Below are 17,156 nucleotides of genomic sequence, written 5' to 3' on the forward strand. Positions count from 1 at the left end.
TTAGGGAGAGGGTGTGGATGAGGGTGTAAAAATTTAACTGACTTAGTTTGGAGATTCTATCGAAATACCCAAACCCTCTCCTAGAGTGAGAGCGCTTATATAAAGTAAGTCAAGTGAGAAAAAATACGAGATAAAAATGCCAAATATTAGCCCTGAGCAAATGCGTTTTTGGAGTCCTGAAGTACGTGAGTTAGAACCGTATGTCCCAGGTGAGCAGCCTAAAATCCAAAACTTATTAAAACTGAATACCAATGAAAACCCATATCCACCATCGCCAAAAGTGGTTGCAGCGGTTCAGTCTGTACTTATAGATTCAGCAGATGTATTGCGACTTTATCCAGATCCAGATGCATCGGCACTCAAATACGCGATTGCGAAACAACAACATGTAGATGTCGCAAATGTCTTTGTTGGTAATGGTTCGGATGAGGTTTTAGCCCATATTTTTAAAGCATTTTTTGTTCAAGATAAGCCGATTCTATACCCAGATATTACCTATAGCTTTTATCCTGTTTATAGTCAGTTTTTTGGAATTTCAACCCAAACTAAAATCTTGCCGTTAAATGATGCTTTTGAAATTGACGTGGCTGATTATAAGCAGCCGAATGGTGGGATTATCATTACCAACCCTAATGCGCCAACCAGTATTGCATTGGGGCTGTCGGCAATTGAACAGGTCCTGCAAGCTAACCCTGATTCGGTGGTTGTGATTGATGAAGCATATGTGGATTTTGGTGCTGAGTCAGCTGTGAGTCTGGTTGAGAAATACGAAAACTTAGTGGTTTGCCAAACGACTTCAAAATCGCGTTCTTTGGCGGGTTTACGCGTTGGTTTTGCAATTGCACAGCCACATTTGATTGCCGCATTGGAAGCTGTTAAAAATAGTTTTAACTCCTATCCAATTGATCGTTTTGCAATAGCTGCAGCTGTCGCATCATTTGAAGATCAAGAATACTTTGTAGCACAATGTCAAAAAGTCATTGTAAGTCGCGACAAACTGGTTGCAGATTTAGCGGCGCTTGGGTTTAAAGTATTACCATCTTCAGCTAACTTTATTTTTGCGTGTTTACCCTCAAAAGATGCTGGTGAATTGGCGAAAGCCTTGCGTGAACGTGGCATTATTGTTCGATATTTTAATAAGCCACGTATTGATCAATTCTTACGTATCACTATTGGTACAGATGAACAAAATCAACGCCTTGTTGATACGTTAAAACATGAGATTTTAGTCTAGGATTCATGTTGAGGTTGATGCCATGTATTGAGTAAGTCAAGCATGGCAGCAACTTTATCAAAACATTCCTGATATTCTGCATCACAATCTGAAGCAATAGTAATTCCACCGCCTGCCCACAATGATACTTCATCTTGATATTTTTGAATTGAACGAATCAAAATGTTCCAAGAACCGGTTCCATCAAAATTAAAATAGCCCAGTGAACCACAATAAGCACCTCTTGGTGCACTTTCGAGTTCTTCAATAATTTGCATCGCACGAATTTTGGGTGCACCAGTAATTGAACCACCCGGCAATGCTGTAAATAAGATCTCAAATGGATTGACATCTGGCTTTAAAGTGGCAGTCACCTCACTCACCATATGATGTACTTGGTTAAAAGATTCAATATTAAACAATTTTGGGGTTTTTACTGAGCCAGTTTCAGCATAGACACTGAGATCATTGCGTAATAAGTCCACAATCATGACATTCTCTGCTTGATCTTTTTTAGACTGAATCAAAGCATTTTTTGATTGTGCATCTAAAGTTGGATCGTCATAACGTGGCATTGTTCCTTTAATGGGTTTGGTGATAATTTTACGCTCAGCTTCGAAATCAATAAATAACTCAGGTGAGCAACTCAGTAATTCAAAATCATTGATTTTTAAATAACCCGAATAGGGGGCATCTGTGAGTGTCCAAAACTTTTCGGCAGTATCTAAAAGTAAACCGTGTGCTTTTGCAGTGAATTCTTGAGTTAAATTAATTTGATAGCAGTCACCCGCTTTAATATATTCTTGAACTTGTGTAAATGCATGATCATATTGTGGCTTTGTCCACGTCGCAGTACAGTTTGATAAAAGTTTAAAGCTTTGATTCTGGGTGACTGGTGTGGTTAATAAATCTTGTATAAAGTTGAAAAACTCTTCTGCACAGGCTTCTAAACTATAAAAAAAGAATTGCTCATTTTCTTGTTTGATAAATGTTTTATAAATACCCATGTAAAAATTGGGCTGAGATTTGCTTTGAGCATCAACATATTGCTGACTGGCATAGTTATAGTCAATAAAACCCATATATCCACCCTGAAAACTGTGCTGTTTCGGGGCTGATTGAGCGGTGAAGTTAAAGAAGTGTTTTAAATGAGGATCGCTTTTATCTTTTTGATAATGGGTAAAATGATTTCTGGTATAACGATAAAGTTGTTGCTGGGTTGAGATACAGTATTGTTCAGGTGAAAAAGCAACAATGTCTTCGCCCGCGTTTTTTAAATAGATACAACCGAATAATGAGTCAAGACGGTGTAATAAATCTGCAGTGCTATTTGATGGAAAATCTAATAACTTCCGAAACATAGGGAGGTTTAACTCAAGCGCAAAAAGGGTTTGTAAGGCACTATTCTACCTGAAAATAGCACTTATAAAAGTGTTTACCGTTTATCGGTTTAATTGGGTTTTTGATAAACAGCAGTTGAACAAAAAGTAACATACCGTTAATTTAAAAGGGCAAAACGGACTACTCAAGGATTGGTGTTCTAAGTTGTAAAACAACTAAAAACAACAGGGAACTATGGAGAGTGGTTAAAAATGAAAAAAAATGCTCTTGGGAGAGTACAGATTATGAAATTATTTACTAAACTTGCTTTAGTTTCCGCAGTGGCTATGAGTTCAAACGCAATGGCGATGCAAGCAATGGATGATGCTGCGCTAAGTGCTACGACTGGTCAGGATGGTATCAGTATTGGTATCGATGCAGATAAAATTGAAATTGCAAAACTACATGTTTTTGATGGTGATGGTTTAGCTGCTACAGGTACTCCTGGTGTTACTGCTGGTTCTGGTGGTTCAGGCAAAGCAGGTGCAATTACTTTAAATAATGTGGTTGTAACTAAAACCGGTACAGGTAATTTAGCTGATTTGGTTATTGATACTGATGGTAGTGCTACCGCCGGTGCTACTGGTACACCATTCTTAAATGTCGCTGCTGCAATTAATGCATTAAAAATTGAGTTAGGCAAAATTGAAGTGAATAATGTTACAGGTTCAGCAGGTGCATATAAACCTGATGCTGGATCAGCTGAAATTTTAAGTGGCTTGACTGTGAATGTAGGTTCTACTACTGCAAATATTCAATTGGGTAATACACCTCAAGGTGCAATGATTAAACTGAATGGTTCGATGATTGGTGGTTTATCAATCAGTAACTTGGCCTTGAAAGATGCTTCTGGAGCAGGTGGTGGTTATATCGTACTGGGTGGCATAAAAGTGACTGACAGTGGTTCAGCTAATTTGGCTTTAGATGCTGATGTTGCGGTTACAACGAAAGGTTTGGCTGTAACTGCAATGAAAAGTACAACAGGTACAGATATTTACCTAACTAAAGTTGTATTGGGTGGTGGTAATGGCTTTGTTCCAGGTACGCCTGGAACCGCTGGTACAGGAACTGGTTCGGGTTCGATTGGTGATGTTGCGATTACAGGCATGAAATTCTTTAATGGCGGTTCAGCAACAGCAAATGGTGTAAAACTGTCGATTTCTGGTCACTAAGCCTAGAATTAAAATCTTAAAAAAGACGCATGCAAAGCATGCGTCTTTTTTTTACAAAAAAGCTGAGAAAAAGCGACAAAAGTTGAAAAAAAGACTGTTTTTTTTTTCAAAAACCGTTATCTTCATAATCACAGGGACGTAGAGTGTTCACTCTAAAAATAAAATCAGCACTTTAGGCAAAATACTGCCGACACTTGATAGTTAAAATTATGATAGAAATTACTTTAGGTTCGGCATTAATGTATTATTTTGCCAACCACGCCTTAGATGTGAAGCCCAAGCCAAAGGATGCGATTTACTACACTGAGCTTGCGGATTCCAGAGATAAATCATTTACACGTAATCATCGTGAAATGGTGCATGTTAAACCCGCCTTAGAAAACCAATTCCGTGGCATCGTACGTCAAGGATATGACTATAGCTGTGGTTCTGCTGCGTTAACAACATTGTTAAATGGCTATGTTGGGACAAATTTAACCGAACAGCAAACCATGGAAGGCTTATTACGGTTTGGAGAATACAACCGCATTATTGAGCGACGAAGTTTTTCATTGCTGGATATGAAGCGTTTTGTCGCTGCAATTGGATATGAAAGCGGTGGCTATAGAGGTGAGTTCACGGATTTAATCAATCAAAATCAACCGGTGATTGTGCCAATTTCTTATGCGGGTTTTAAACATTTTGTTGTGTTTAAAGCTTATAAAGATGGTCGTGTTTATGTGGCAGATCCAGCCTTGGGGAATATCAGTTTTGATCAAGAGCGATTTAAGCAAATTTGGGAAAATAACACCTTATTTGTGATCAATGCGCCAAAAGATCAACAACGTAACTTGTTGGCACTACAAGATGCAGATATGCGTCATGTCGATGATGCAACAATCAACCGTTATGCTTTAGTTGAAGCGCAATATTCAACAGATTATACCAATAAATTAGCAGATAAGGCTTCGACAATGCGTAAGGTGATTGACCAAGATACCAAGTCTGCAACATACAATCAGCCAATTACATCTTATATGCGACTCTATTATAAACGTAAGTAAAAGATGGATTAAAAAATTACATAACTGAATTGGAATTTTTGGAATAGGAAGAATATGAATAATCAATGGATGAAACGGACTTTACTTGCAGTGAGTATTCAGTTTGCAATTGGAAGTTTATATGCAGCTGAAACAGAGGCAAGTGCGGATGTAGTAGCAGATCAGGCTGCGAGTACAGACAATGCCAGTTCTGCAACCAGCAGTCAAACAGCTCCAGTTGCAGATGTTGCACAGGCTACAGAAGATGTCAAAATTAATAAAGATGAAACAAAATCTTTAGCACCTAAACCAGGTACACAAGCTGCAGAAGCATTGCAGAAGAAAGAAGGTGATGCTTCTCAAGAAACCAATTTACAAGAAGTTTTTACATCCAATGAACGTCAATACTCTTTAATTAAAAAGGGTGAGTTCTCAACTTTTTATGATTTAGATTATTCTTACTATCGTGATTCGCAATTAAATTTAGGAATTAACGAAGGCACAGCTTATCAACTTCGTGTTGATGAAGATGCAAGTCATACCATTAGTAATACTTTTACTGCACAGTACGGGATACGTGATAATTTAACCTTTACCGCATCTATTCCATTTATTGCTAAATCAGATAGCTTAAAAGATGCCACGGCTGCGGGCCTAGGGGATATTAACTTTGGTGCACGTTGGGAACCGTTCCCGCTGAAAGCAGGGCGTTTACCACTTATTTTATTTGGTAGTTTATCTACTAAGACTGGTGATAGTCCATATGAGATAAACCCAGAAAAAGACCTTTCAACGGGTAAAGGCTATTATTCTGTAGGTGTTGGCGCAAGTACCCGTAAATATATCGATCCTGTTGTACTGTTTGCATCGGTCTCTGCCAATTATGGATTTAAAGAAACTGGCTTAAATCAAGTGCGTGGTGGGGGCAATGCCAATGGTCAAGGTGGTGATCAGACCTATCAGCGCGTTTTAGAAGAGTTTGATCCTGGTATGACCGGTGGTTTCTCTTTTGGTTTTGCTTATTCATTTAACTATGATGTTTCGATGACCATGTCATACCAACAATCATTTAATATGAATACTTCGTTTAAGTATAGACCTACAGCGGGACTTGCAGATTCATATAAAGCAGCTGACCAATCTAGCGGGATGTTTTCCATTGCTCTAGGGGTGCGTGTCAATCCAGATACGATTGTCAATGGTACATTGGGGATCGGCTTAACTGAAGACTCACCAGATATTTCGCTTGGTCTATCTTTCCCATTGGATATTTTAGGCTTTGGTAAGAAGAAAGCGAACTAAAGGAGTGTAAAGTATGAAAAACATACGTTTGCGCCCATTAGTTACAGCGATTTTATTAACAGGGTGTTCAACTCAAGTATTTGCAGCGTTAGGACTTAACCTATCGGTTGATATACGCTCACTAACCATGGGGAATGCAGTAACTGCCGATCCACCTGGAATTAGTGCGATTCATTTTAACCCCGCAGCATTAACGAAACTCAAAGGCTTACAAACTGACGTACAAGGGATTGTTGCAAACTTTGATATACAACGTGAATTTTCTGCGCCACCTGGTTATAACGTATTTGGTTATTCTGATGACCCATTGATCTGTAATGATGCACCAGACAATCCTTCGGGGCTTTGTACAGATTATAAAGATTCAGTGCGTGGCGATGTAGAGTATGCAAGTTTATATATTCCCATTCTAAAAAAAGTCGTGGATTTGGGACCTGGCTGGCCAGTGTTAGCGCCAACGGGAGGGATTTCTTATAATCCTCCAGGTTCAAAATTGACCTATGCAACTGCTGTATATGCACCAATGGTGGCAGGTTTTGGCTCAGAGGATGGTAACCCAGGTAACTATATGGGGCAGCAAGTTGCCATTGAGCGTATAACCTATTTGTCTCCATCTATTGCATACCAAGTCAGCGATGAATTGTCTATTGGTGCTTCGATCGGGATGTCATATAACGCAATGGCATTAAAAACTGATCTACGATTTCCAAATGAAATGATCGGTGTTCTACGATTGATTGATGAGTCTGTTTGTGGGCCTTTCCGAAATAACTCGAATGTAATTACTGACCTTATATTATTTGGTATTTGTAATGCAGATGAGGGTATGAACCCATTTGGTCAATTCGGGAAAATGCAGGTCAGTCTTGAGCAGAGTTTAAGCCCAAGTTATAACTTAGGTTTGATGTGGGAGCCTACGGAAAACTTTGGTTTTGGTATGGTCTATCAAAGTTCCGCCAAAATGCGTATGAAAGGTAAATATTTTATCGACAATGCCAACGCACCACGCGAGCTTATAAAAGGCTTAAACTCTTCAGCAACAGGTCAGATTCTTGCGGCGATTTTAGGTTTTCCAGGCTATATTCCACCAACTGAATCAGGTTTGATTTCAATGGATTTGGAATATCCTGCTCATTTTCAAACCGGTATAAAATATAAAATTTTACCTGATTTACAGGTGAATTTTGATGTGGGCTGGACCGACTTTAAAGCATGGGAAAAGTTTCAGTTTGAATTTGATCGACAAATTTCAGCATTAAAAATTGCCAAATTATTATCCAATCAAGTCACAGATACCTCATTGGCTTTTCCACTCGGCTTTCAATCACCGTGGAGCTGGGGAATTGGTATTGAGTATTCAGCAAATGATCGTCTAAAACTTCGTGCTGGTTATGAACCTCGTGCTAGTGCGATCCCCGATGATAAACGGAATACCATGGTGCCGATTAACAATGCGCAATTATTTGGTTTAGGTTTAGGTTATCGTTTTGATGAAGATAGTGATATTGACTTATCGATCGGTTTCTTGCGTAGCCGAGATAATATTCCAGCAAACAGCAGTAGTTTGGCCAATAAAACAGGGGTGGATAACTTGTTACTCAACCCATATGCTGGTTTAAATGTAAAGACCAATACAAAAGTTACAATTCTAGGGCTTAACTACAGAACGAGATGGTAATGCGTTTGAATGTTGGAAAAAAAACAGTCGTAACTTCTTTGTGGCTAGCTTTAAGTTTTAGTCTAGCCACATCAATTTCTTATGCTGCCAATTTTTATACAATTATTGGCCCTGATGGACATCCGATGATTGTTCAGAAACCTGAAGTAGCTCCAAAAGTAGATGTAAAGCAAAAAAATAAACCAGTACAAGACGTTAAACCAATACAAGAAGTCAAACAAATACAAGAGACTCAAGCTGCCAAGCCTAATGTACCAGTAATAGAAGCTCCAGCCATCGTTAAACAAAGTCAAAAAGAGGGGGCGCCTAAAAATACGCCATCAGCGGTTACTACTGCTCAGCCTGCACGGCAATCCGCTTTAATGGAGCATAAAGCTAAAATTCAAAGCCCTGTTCAGATACCAGATCAGCCTTTAGCACCAGCGTCACAGACGATAGTACCTCAGCTTGTTGTGGAAAAACCTCCACAGCAGCCCGCTGATATTACTCAAAAAACCAATAAGGTTGAGAAACTAGAGAAAATAACGCCAGTAGACCAAACTGCGGTCAAGACCAATAAAGAAGTTGCCCCAAAAAGTACTCAAACGATAGAAGATCAGCATTTCACCGTTATTGATGGTGAACAATATGTCAATAATGAGTATTTAGAAGATCGTGAATTCAATTTAGAAGGTAAAAAAAGATTTTATATGACGCCTGAGATCGGCGCAGTGCATGGTCGTTATGAAACCGTCGAACGGCAAAAAGGTTTAAGTAAGAGCCTTTTAAATAGTATTCGTGGCAATTCAGAATCGAAAGAAAAAAAGCCAGTTGTTTTATCATCAAGCTACTTTCGTTTACCTAAAGATGAGGTTGTTCATAATTTAGAACAAGCGTGTTTTTCTGGTAAAAAAATAACTAAAGCAAAAGATTTATCCATAAAAAATCAAGAAGTTGGCTTGTGGCCAGTTGCACCAATCAAAGAGACTTTTGCTTATGAAGTCGTGAAATTAGATTCTCAAGTGCAAAATATTTTATTAACATCCTATGCATCTTCTTCAAAGCTTCAAAGTTATTATTGGCCTTTGGTGGTATTTTTAGATGGACAAGGTTGTGTCCTCGAAGGTGTAAGTGGTTTTAAAAATGAAGAATCCCACGACAATAATTTACAATATGCGGCTATGGAAGGCGTTTTAAGAAAACCTGATCAAGCTGTATATCTATTTTTAACACCACTATCCTCAGCATTAGATGTGGAAAATAAGCAATTAACAAATCATGGACAAATTAAGCTGAGTGTAATTCAGTAAGGATGAAGATATGAAAAAAAGATTATTCGCCCCTTTAGTTTTAACAAGTTTAGGCCTAGCACTCGCAGGGTGCGGTGGTGAAAGTGCAACAGTCAATGAAGACCCAAATAAAGGTATTCCAACCTATTCAAATGGTTGTGATGCAGATTCTACAGAAAAATGTTTAGGTTTTTATGTTGACTATCCAGTGGATGGTTTAAATTTTGATTGTAGTACAGATACCAGAAATCATTATGCGACTAAACTAGAAGGTGGTTTGGCACTTGGTGGCTGTTTAATTGGCGATAAAGCAAAATTTTATATAAAAGGTTCTCAATCGGAAAGAAAAATTGTTTTAGGTGATGTTGACTTAGCAAAAGTACGCCCTTTAAAAGTGCGTGGTCAACCTGCTGCAATTGGTTTGATTGATATTGCAACTGCTATGACAGGTAAAGAACCAACCAGTATGACCATGAGTGATGAGACATTTAAAGTAATGGTTGGATTGGTTCGCGTTTTCCAAGCGATTGGGTTGGAGCAGGATGCCAATCAGGTTGGCGATGTACAACCCCTTGAGTTAACAGATAATATTAAAAATAATTTAACAACAGTCAATGCAGATGTTGGGGTGGCTGATTTTATCAATGGTAGCTATGTTGAAAAATTAAAACCGTGGGTCAATATTGAAGCGGTTGATGAAGCTTCTGCAGTCGCGACTGCGCAACGCTTGGTTCAACAATCATTGGTAAATATTTATTCAACAAACTTCCTTATTTTCAGTGGTGCAAATGTTGATATTCAGGGCTTTACAGGTAAAAGTGAATTAAGCACCAAGAATGAATCTATCGCCAATATGTATTTAGTCACTGACCGTCAAGGTTATACCTCAGGTTATGCAATGCAATGGGTTGGTGTACCTCAAAAAGTAGAAGGCAGTACAATTGCTGACTCACTGTTAAAGTTTTTATTGCTCAATCAGGTTGTTCCACAAAAACTCAATGTAAATGGTCAACAAGGTTGGATCAATCCACTCACCCGTAAAATTACCTCTCCACTTGTATTTAAAAAAGATCAAAGTTCAACGGATAAACTTGAAATTTTTCAGGGCGCTTTGCTGAATAATACCAATGTCGCTGGTACTGAATATATGTATAAGCGAACAACGGGTGCAACTACGGCACCTGCGGATCCAACGATATATGGGAAATGGCGTCAAACTTTAAATGCTGATCAGCTTTCTGGTGGAATCGATATTTATAAAACCAATCCTGCCAATTATTTAGATCGAAAAGTTTTCCTCACTAAAAATACAGTAAAAGCTGGTGAAAAATACTATTTCCCACTGTATGCGAATATTACATTTGCTTTTGATAACAAAGAAGTTAATCCAAATACCCAAACACTCGGTATTGTGATTGATGAAAATGGAGATATCCGCACCAATTTAGGTAAAAATAGTGCGTTAAATTCAGATACATGTGCTGATGTAGATCCAAACACTTATATTGATAAAGAAACAGGGGTACAACAATATCGTATTGGTACTACGGGTACAGCTTATATAAATGGTAATGTTGAAAAGTCGATTACACTTCGTATGATTTTGGCCAATCCTGTATTTGGTAGTCTTGATGGTGCATTAGCCGGTTTAAATGAAACATTAGTTGTTCGACCAACCAGTGGTACATCTGCAGAAGAAATAGCCAACGCTTCAGTTTCCTCTGGCGGTATACGCTTAAACCTACAACGATTAATCAATGAGCAAAATACAAATAATGGTGTCAATATTACCAGTTGGGATGGGGATAAGACGATTACTGCAACATGGGTAAATTTGCATGCATTTTATCAGTCAGTTTATAACAATATAGAGGCCAATAAGGATAAGACCACTCCTGAGCAAAAAGAGCTAGCAAAGCGTTTATCAGGGACTTTAACTGTAAGCTTACCGCAGTGTTATACCATTAAAACCAAGTAATTTATCTTAATTAAAAAAGCCTCAATTCAAGTGATTTGAATTGAGGCTTTTTTTGTGCTCATATTTTTAATGCTCAACCATTGGTCGAAGCAATATCTATTTGTGATTATCCTGTCTGATCTAATCGGGTGCCTAATGTTTCAAGATGCATTGGAAAGGTATTGGTTTTACGGTCTTCAAAATAATGTCTTAATGTGCGTTCTACACTTGGGAAAGCTAAATCGTTCCAAGGAATCTCATGTTCTTCAAATAAACGACTTTCTATGGTTTCTTCACCAGCACCAAATACACCATCTTTTATTTGTGTTTTAAACAAAACATAAACTTGCCCAATACGTGGAATATTATACATGCAGTAAAGTTGTTCAATTTCAACCTCAGCTTCAGATTCTTCACGTGTTTCGCGTGCTGCACCTTGTTCCATGGTTTCAAAAAGTTCCATATAACCAGCAGGTAAGGTCCATAGTCCATAACGTGGTTCTATTGCACGGCGACATAGTAAAACTTTATTTTCCCAGATCGCCAAAGCACCACAAATCACTTTAGGGTTAACATAATGAATGGTGCCGCAGTGTGTACAAACTTTACGGATTTTTTGATCACCTAAAGGAATTTTTTCTATGGTTGGATGACCACAAGCACTGCAAAAACTCATAAGCTTCATTAAAAATGTGAGATAACTCAGCATAACTGAAAAATTCTACTTTCGCATCATTTATAGCCTTATCGATAAAATTTCCTATATGATAGAACGAGAACAAAAAAGATAGAGTGAGATCAATGAAGGATGATGAGCTAACCCAAGTGTTGCAAAATCGATTACGTTTTGGCAAAAGAACCTACCCGGCCAATGCCGCAGTACTGATTGCAATTACTCAAGAAGCTGATCCTAAAATTTTACTGACGAGACGCTCTGCCTACTTATCAAATCATGCAGGAGAAGTTTCCTTTCCAGGTGGAAAACGTGATCCAAATGATACCAGTAATATCGTTGTGGCTTTGCGAGAAGCATGGGAAGAAACCGCACTCAATCCCTTTGATGTCAAGCTGATTGGTGATTTACCCATGGAACGGGCGAAAAGTGGATTGACAGTAAAACCTGTAGTTGGATTAATTCCTCCAGATATTCAGTTGATTGCTCAGCCGAGTGAAATTGATCGTATATTCTATGCCCCGATTAAAAAAATGATGGAATCACAGCCTATTCCTTATGAGGTGCGTTTGGCACATCAATCGGTGTATTTTCCCAGTCTAAGAATTGAAAACGAAATCATTTGGGGGCTAACCGCCAGAATTCTGATTTCGTTATTTAAATATGGTTTGGATTATCAAAAAAACTGGCCATTTTTATTGAACTCGCCATCTTTTAAGTCACAGATATTCAATAAAAAATAATGTTGAAAAGCTATGATCAAAACCAATGCTCTTAAAATATCTCAAAGGAATGTAATACCATGATGTATAAATTTAAAGGTTTTGCGCCAAAAGCGTTGCATGCACCTTTTGATGGTTGGATTGCGGATAATGCGACGGTGATTGGTCAGGTCGAACTGGGGCAACACGTCAGTGTCTGGTTTGGTGCAGTCATTCGTGCTGACAATGCCAAAATTCATATTGGGAATTTTAGTAATGTTCAAGAAAATGCCGTTTTACATACAGATACAGGGATTGAATTAACCGTTGGTGATTATGTAACCATTGGGCATCAAGCCATGTTGCATGGTTGTACGATAGGCGATAACAGTCTAATTGGTATTAACGCCGTAGTTTTAAATCATGCTGTAATTGGTAAAAATTGTATCATCGGTGCAAATAGTTTGATTCCAGAAGGTAAAGTTATTCCCGATAATTCCTTGGTGGTGGGTTCACCGGGTAAAGTCGTGCGAAATTTGGATGAGAATGCGGAGAATTTATTAAAAATGAGTGCCTTGCACTATGCCTCTCATTACAAGAATTTTATTGATTTAGAAGAATTTAAATTTGATTAAAGTCGTGGTTTTAAAATTATCACTTAAATGCCAAGCACAATGTCTTGGCATTTTTATGGATTATTTTGGTCTAATGGATTTTATCTGACTGGCTTTATCTCTAAGTCCTCGCGCTATTGAAATGAGTGGAGTATCATAGGCAGCATTTTTAACACAGTAAGGTTGTGCATGAAATTGCTGGCATTGGAAACTGCCAATGAGCAGTGTTCCGTTTCGATTGTTGATGAAACTCAAACACTCTATTTTCAACTTGATACGCGAGCAAAAGCACAAACTCAAACCATTTTGCCGATGATTGAGCAAGGTTTTGAGCAAAATCAAATCTCCAGTAAAGACTTGACTGCAATTGCATTTAGCCGTGGGCCAGGTTCATTTAGTGGTGTACGTATCAATGCCGCAGTGACTCAAGCTTTAGCCTGGGCAAATGATATTCCTGTGATTCCAGTTTCAACCTTGCAAGCGTTGGCGCAAGCTGCTTATCAGCAAGCCCAATTGACTGAAGTCACCGCAGTTTTAGATGCACGTATGCAAGAAGTTTATATGGCAAGTTTTAAGCTTGACCAAAATAACATTATGCAACTTGTAGACGAAGAAAAATTATTAGACTATCAACACGCTGCAGAATATCAAAAATATACCTTGATCGGTTCAGGTTCAGCTTTGGTGAATGTAGAGGCAATCGCGTTTCAGCAGATTACTGCTTCTGCCAATGATATCGCCACAATTGCGCGTCAAAATGCACTGCAAAAGCAATGGTTCAGTGCAGAACAAGCTTTACCTGTATATTTACGTGATAATGCATGGAAGAAAATTCCAGAACAAGGTAAACGATAATCGTTTTTCGCTTTAATTTTTAGGATTTCACAATGGATCTTTTACTGCTACTCAAAGCAGCCATTATGGGTATTGTTGAAGGTATTACCGAATTCTTACCTATCTCAAGTACAGGGCATTTAATTCTTGCATCTGAGCTCATGAATTTCTGGACCAAAGAAAAGAGTGACTTATTTGTCGTTGCTATTCAAATGGGCGCAATCGCTGCGGTGATTTATGAGTATTGGGGCAAGCTTTGGGGCGCAGCAATCGGTCTATTTTCAGGTGAGCCGAAAGGGCGTCATCTTGGAGTCAGTATTATTGCAGCTTCTATTCCAATTATGCTGGTTGGCTTAACCTTTGGTGATATCGTAAAAGAGTTGTTGTTTAATGATATTTCTGTGGCGATTGGTTTAATCGTCGGTGGTTTAATCATTTGGTGGGTTGAAAAAAATCCACCAAAAGTCAATGCGGTTGAAGTGGAAAATATCTCGATTAAAGAAGCAATTTATATTGGTTTAATTCAGGTATTGGCGCTTATTCCAGGGACTTCACGTTCAGGTGCAACCATTATTGGTGGCATGATGCTGGGTGTATCGCGTAAGGCTGCAACCGAATTTTCGTTCTTCCTCGGTATACCTGTTATTGTTGGTGCAGGCTTATTAGATCTTTTTAAAAATTACCATATTTATGAAACAACTCAAGATTGGACCGTATTCTTTGTGGGGCTAATTGTTTCTTTTGTTTCTGCTTTAATTTTGATCCGTGTTTTGGTGGCTTATGTTTCTAAGCGTGATTTCATGGTCTTTGCTTGGTATCGTATTGCTTCAGGTTTGTTGATTTTATTGTTTGCATTAACAGGTTGGAAATTATGGTAAGCGAAATTCGCTTATTTACTGAATCCACATTTTTTGAGAAAGCACAGTCCTACCAAACTGTGCTTTCTTTACGTGGTGTCGTGGTAAACATTACAACGATTGAAAAACTCAATGCACGGTTTTTAAGACTGAATCCTGAACTTGCCTTGTGTGTTGATGAACAAGGGTTAAGCCTGTGTGCCAATGGCATGAAAATGCAGCCTGATTGGAAAGCTGAGATCCCACGTTTAAAACGTGCAACTTTAAAATCTGAAATGATTGCACGGGCATGTAATATTTCAGAAAAACCCAATTTAATTGATGCAACTGCTGGTCTAGGACATGACGCATTATTGATGGCACACTTAGGGGCGAAAGTAACCCTGATTGAACGTCATCCAATTTTATTTACCTTACTGGAAGATTCAAAAAAACAGCTGGAAAACGATCCGTTTTTAGCCAAAGTTGTTGAGCGTATTGATTTGGTTTTTTCTGATTCAGCTGAATATTTACAACAATTGATCATCACACATCAAATTGTCGATGTTGTTTATTTAGATCCGATGTTTCCGCAGCGGGATCAAAATCAGCAAGCCATTAAAAAACAGGCACAAGTGAAAAAGCAAATGCAGCTCTTACACATGCTTTTACCTGAAGATGGTGAAATGGATTTAGGCGATCATCTTTTAGTCTTAGCACGGCAAATTGCCAAGCGAGTTGTGGTAAAACGTCCTAGACTGGCTGTATTTTTAAATGATCAGGCAACCGATCATCAATGGCAAGGTGATGCTTGTCGTTTTGATGCCTATTTTAACAGCAATCTTATTGAGTAATTTGGTAACTGTTTCAATAATAGTCGAATTATTGATATATAGTTAAATCAAACATTGATAATTTTTTAGCCAAGCCTAAACTAGATAGGCTGATTGAAGCCACTGCCTTAACAGAATCTTTATGATAGATCTTAAACCCTCGATTAACTTTTGGCATGATTTGAAAAGTAACCAACGTGCAGGGATTTGGTTATTCTTAGGTTCGCGAAAGTCTTTACAAATTGTTCGTCCATCGATTCTTCAATTGATTTTTTGGGGACTGTTGGGTGCAGGTGCAAATACACTATTTAGCTGGTTAGTTGCCGGTGATGGTGGTGTTTTTAATCGACAAGGTCTAGTCAGCTACGCATTGTGGCCTTTTATTGCCTTGATTGTGGGGATTTTCCTATCACAACGGACCAATAATCCGCGTTTGATGTTGGTTCCAGCACTGTTATGGCTGGTACTTGATACGCACATCATGTTGTTTCAATGTTTGCTGCAATATTTAGGCAATCAAGATCTGCTGCCTTATTTCACTTATGATGTGATCCCACTGCTGTTTTTTGCTTTGTTTATTTGGCAAAGCCTTGCTGTGGTGTGGGTATTTTCAAGAGAATTACAATGGCCGTGGTGGGAACGTGCCTTGATCATGTTTGCGACTGTAGCCACTTTGTTTACTTGGCAGGTTTCGATTAAGGAACAGCCGATTTGGAAAGTAGAAGAGGTTCCTCCAAGTATTAGCGAAAGTGCTTTTTATGCACAAAGTCATTTACTCAATAAAGCCTTGGAACAGGTGCAGTTTGGCGAGTTTGCACAAACGCATTGGTATTTTTTAGGCGTTGCTGGTGCAAGTTATCAAGACGTGTTTAAATTTGAAATTGATCGAATTAAAGAACAATTTGATACCCGTTTTGGAACCTTTGGACGCTCTGTTGAGTTGGTCAATAATCCACAAAGCATTAAAGATACACCAATTGCTTCTAGAACCAGTATAGATCTGGCTTTACGCCGTATTGGTCAACAAATGAATCGCGAAAGTGATGTATTGTTTCTTTATATGACTTCTCATGGCTTGCCTAATCGTTTTGAACTCGAAAATGAACCGATTAATTTGGATGATGTTGATCCAAAATGGTTAAGAGAAACCCTCGATAAATCAGGTATTCGCTGGAAAGTGATTGTGATTTCAGCCTGTTATTCAGGTAGCTTTGTTTCAGCACTCCAATCACCAGATACTTTGATTATTACTGCTTCTGCAGCAGATCGCGCCTCATTTGGTTGTTCAAATGAAGCTGATTATACTTATTTTGGCCGTGCTTTCTTTGATCAGGCAATGCGTGAACAAGGTTCTCTCAAAGCTGCATTTAAAGAAGCGACTGAAACAGTTGCGAAATGGGAAAATGCACAAGGCTTTGATCCATCTGAACCGCAATGGGTGATTGGGAAAAATATGGAAATGATGTTACCGCAGTTGGAACAACATTTATTTCCACAACAAGGCGTTATTACTACTGCGCAAACCCAAAATGTAAAACTGGATACACAACAAAAACCATGATAAATAACGGCGCTTTAAATGCGAAAGTAAAAGCGCTTTAATTTATATTGAGTTGAATCTGTTGATGTTATAAGACGGTAGCCCTAAACAATTTAAAGATCAAAATGTGGAG

At 38.5% G+C, this 17,156-nt stretch carries 15 protein-coding genes; 13 read left to right on the forward strand and 2 right to left on the reverse strand.

Annotation, left to right across the window (positions count from 1 at the left end; translation table 11 throughout):
• Positions 1-136: 136 nt before the first annotated feature.
• Positions 137-1,234: a histidinol-phosphate transaminase gene (gene hisC / locus ACQ7EO_RS03865; RefSeq protein WP_434278905.1), complete on the forward strand. Its 1,098-nt coding sequence runs from the start codon at positions 137-139 to the stop codon at positions 1,232-1,234.
• On the opposite strand, the gene ACQ7EO_RS03870 is transcribed toward hisC, so the two are convergent.
• Positions 1,231-2,574 carry an anthranilate synthase component I family protein gene (locus ACQ7EO_RS03870; RefSeq protein WP_434278906.1) on the reverse strand — a complete coding sequence of 448 codons (1,344 nt, stop codon included), beginning with the start codon at positions 2,572-2,574 and terminating at the stop codon, positions 1,231-1,233. The two genes, hisC and ACQ7EO_RS03870, sit on opposite strands and share 4 nt — an antisense overlap.
• Positions 2,575-2,838: 264 nt before the next feature.
• On the opposite strand from ACQ7EO_RS03870, the gene filA reads away from it, so the two are divergent.
• The 6 genes from filA (at position 2,839) to filF (ending at position 11,013) form a co-directional block, all read left to right on the forward strand.
• Positions 2,839-3,765 carry a putative pilus system protein FilA gene (gene filA / locus ACQ7EO_RS03875; RefSeq protein ID WP_239044993.1) on the forward strand — a complete coding sequence of 309 codons (927 nt, stop codon included), beginning with the start codon at positions 2,839-2,841 and terminating at the stop codon, positions 3,763-3,765.
• 209 nt (positions 3,766-3,974) lie between these two features.
• Positions 3,975-4,808 (forward strand): putative pilus system C39 family peptidase FilB, encoded by an 834-nt coding sequence (filB, locus tag ACQ7EO_RS03880; RefSeq protein ID WP_034613839.1) that lies wholly within the window; start codon positions 3,975-3,977, stop codon positions 4,806-4,808.
• Positions 4,809-4,862: 54 nt separating this feature from the next.
• Positions 4,863-6,089: a putative pilus system protein FilC gene (gene filC, locus ACQ7EO_RS03885; RefSeq protein ID WP_004723711.1), complete on the forward strand. Its 1,227-nt coding sequence runs from the start codon at positions 4,863-4,865 to the stop codon at positions 6,087-6,089.
• 13 nt (positions 6,090-6,102) lie between these two features.
• On the forward strand, positions 6,103-7,767 hold the full coding sequence (gene filD, locus ACQ7EO_RS03890; protein WP_004817633.1) for a putative pilus system OmpP1/FadL family transporter FilD: 1,665 nt from the start codon (positions 6,103-6,105) through the stop codon (positions 7,765-7,767).
• On the forward strand, positions 7,767-9,056 hold the full coding sequence (gene filE / locus ACQ7EO_RS03895; RefSeq protein WP_434278907.1) for a putative pilus assembly protein FilE: 1,290 nt from the start codon (positions 7,767-7,769) through the stop codon (positions 9,054-9,056). The genes filD and filE overlap by 1 nt, the downstream gene beginning before the upstream one ends.
• A gap of 10 nt (positions 9,057-9,066) precedes the next feature.
• Complete coding sequence (gene filF / locus ACQ7EO_RS03900) at positions 9,067-11,013, forward strand: putative pilus system protein FilF (protein WP_419313752.1); 1,947 nt, start codon at positions 9,067-9,069, stop codon at positions 11,011-11,013.
• A 106-nt stretch (positions 11,014-11,119) separates the two neighbouring features.
• Here filF and ACQ7EO_RS03905 read toward each other — a convergent pair whose 3' ends face one another.
• Complete coding sequence (locus ACQ7EO_RS03905; protein WP_034613876.1) at positions 11,120-11,668, reverse strand: NUDIX hydrolase; 549 nt, start codon at positions 11,666-11,668, stop codon at positions 11,120-11,122.
• Positions 11,669-11,793: 125 nt separating this feature from the next.
• Between ACQ7EO_RS03905 and ACQ7EO_RS03910 the strand changes: the two genes are divergently transcribed.
• The 6 genes from ACQ7EO_RS03910 (at position 11,794) to ACQ7EO_RS03935 (ending at position 17,044) form a co-directional block, all read left to right on the forward strand.
• A complete protein-coding gene (locus ACQ7EO_RS03910) occupies positions 11,794-12,408 on the forward strand; it encodes a CoA pyrophosphatase (protein WP_004817626.1) in 615 nt (204 codons plus the stop codon).
• A gap of 59 nt (positions 12,409-12,467) precedes the next feature.
• Positions 12,468-13,001 carry a gamma carbonic anhydrase family protein gene (locus ACQ7EO_RS03915; protein ID WP_434278908.1) on the forward strand — a complete coding sequence of 178 codons (534 nt, stop codon included), beginning with the start codon at positions 12,468-12,470 and terminating at the stop codon, positions 12,999-13,001.
• Positions 13,002-13,169: 168 nt separating this feature from the next.
• Positions 13,170-13,835 carry a tRNA (adenosine(37)-N6)-threonylcarbamoyltransferase complex dimerization subunit type 1 TsaB gene (gene tsaB, locus ACQ7EO_RS03920; RefSeq protein WP_434278909.1) on the forward strand — a complete coding sequence of 222 codons (666 nt, stop codon included), beginning with the start codon at positions 13,170-13,172 and terminating at the stop codon, positions 13,833-13,835.
• 32 nt (positions 13,836-13,867) lie between these two features.
• Positions 13,868-14,692 (forward strand): undecaprenyl-diphosphate phosphatase, encoded by an 825-nt coding sequence (locus tag ACQ7EO_RS03925; RefSeq protein WP_004817618.1) that lies wholly within the window; start codon positions 13,868-13,870, stop codon positions 14,690-14,692.
• Positions 14,686-15,504, forward strand: coding sequence for a class I SAM-dependent methyltransferase (locus ACQ7EO_RS03930; protein WP_004817617.1), 819 nt, complete (start codon positions 14,686-14,688; stop codon positions 15,502-15,504). Before ACQ7EO_RS03925 ends, ACQ7EO_RS03930 begins: the two co-directional genes overlap by 7 nt.
• A gap of 121 nt (positions 15,505-15,625) precedes the next feature.
• Positions 15,626-17,044 (forward strand): C13 family peptidase, encoded by a 1,419-nt coding sequence (locus tag ACQ7EO_RS03935; protein ID WP_434278910.1) that lies wholly within the window; start codon positions 15,626-15,628, stop codon positions 17,042-17,044.
• Positions 17,045-17,156: the final 112 nt, after the last annotated feature.

Origin of the sequence: Acinetobacter sp. CE-15, assembly GCF_051059255.1 — a bacterium.
GTDB classification, from domain to species: domain Bacteria; phylum Pseudomonadota; class Gammaproteobacteria; order Pseudomonadales; family Moraxellaceae; genus Acinetobacter; species Acinetobacter guillouiae.